The sequence below is a fragment of the Rothia mucilaginosa genome (assembly GCF_964210535.1).
Classification (GTDB): domain Bacteria; phylum Actinomycetota; class Actinomycetes; order Actinomycetales; family Micrococcaceae; genus Rothia; species Rothia mucilaginosa_F.
The window spans coordinates 1-1,321 of the sequence record NZ_CAXOMR010000044.1 but is presented as its reverse complement, the minus strand read 5'-3'; the positions used below and the strand labels follow the sequence as shown (position 1 = coordinate 1,321).

At 46.5% G+C, this 1,321-nt stretch carries 1 protein-coding gene; it reads right to left on the bottom strand.

The annotated features are described in order from the left end of the window. Positions 1-1,212 (bottom strand): ATP-binding cassette domain-containing protein (locus tag AB8C10_RS09230; RefSeq protein ID WP_368867556.1); only part of this gene is annotated, 1,212 nt, incomplete at its 3' end. Positions 1,213-1,321 lie beyond the last annotated feature (109 nt).

The window sequence follows — 1,321 nt, the reverse complement described above, 5'->3', positions numbered from 1 at the left end:
ATCATCAGGTGATATGTCCTGTACCGACTTACCTCCCATGAGGATGTCTCCTTTGGAGGGCTTAAGCATACCCATGAGTGCATTTACTAGGGTTGTCTTTCCCGATCCGCTGGGCCCGACAATACCAATCATCTGCCCGGGACCAAAAGTGAGATTGATGTTTTTAAGAGCTAAAGAATCAGCTTTTGGATACTGGATAGCAAGATTCCTAATGGAAACGCTGGAAATCTCGAGGTAGGTATCGGCAACCGAATTTTTCTGCTTGGGCTGTGCGCTAGAAATAAACTTTCGATATATATCAATTGCGTTTGACCCCGCTGCCATCGAGCTAAGGTCGCTTCCCATCGAGCCAAGCGAGACTATAGCCGAGGTAATACCTATAACAGCTCCAGCAAGAGCACCGGGAGCCGGCACCGAGGCCGCTAGAAAAATAAGGGCTAAAGCTAGCAATGCAGCGCTTATAAAACCAACAATTGTATATATTCTGAGGATGTAACGAGCTAGGCCAATTTCCTCCTCACCGGATTTTTTCCGTTCTTGATTAGCACGATGCGCAAAGAACGACCGAGCATTAAGAATTGCAAGCTCACGAGCAGTAGTTATTTGTGCAATCTGGTTAGTGCTATGCCACGCGTTGTAGCTATATGAATATATTTTTTCCATTGCCTCAGCATTCTTACTCGAATAGAGATGTGACATCAAGGCAACAGGAATCATGCCTGCAAGCATGCAGAGTGAAGCATATACATTGATCTTTCCTACAGAATAGCTAAGAGCTCCCGTCGAAAAAATGATGAATATCAGAGCACCCATAGTGGAAACTTGAGACCCCAGGCTCCCCCCTGTCACAGCTTCATGAGCTGCCCTTGATGAGCGAGCATAATCACCGCTCGCGATTTCCTGAGAGGAACAAGTCGCCAGACGAGAAGATACGTTCTGAATACCCGTACTTGACATTCGAGAATTTAGAATCATACGCAGAGAGTCTGATGCTTGTCCCAGGGCAATGTATCCTGCCAGCACAAAACTAACCCCCAGCGCTAGCGGGAGCACTTCATCCTGGCTCTGGCCCAAATGCTCAACAAGTCTAGTGACAGCCTCCATCTGCAGAGCAGGGAATAGTGATAGGCACACAACAGACACTAGATAGGAAACGGTCCATACGGGGTGATTTTTGAAAGCATAAACCACGGACCAAACAGTATTAGCCATAATCTTACGCATCTTTATAGTCCCTTTCAGCGGAAGTTTTGCGCCCTGCAGAATCTTCAGAGATCTGATTTTTGAAAATTTCCATAAACTTTCCCTCTGCCTTCAGCAG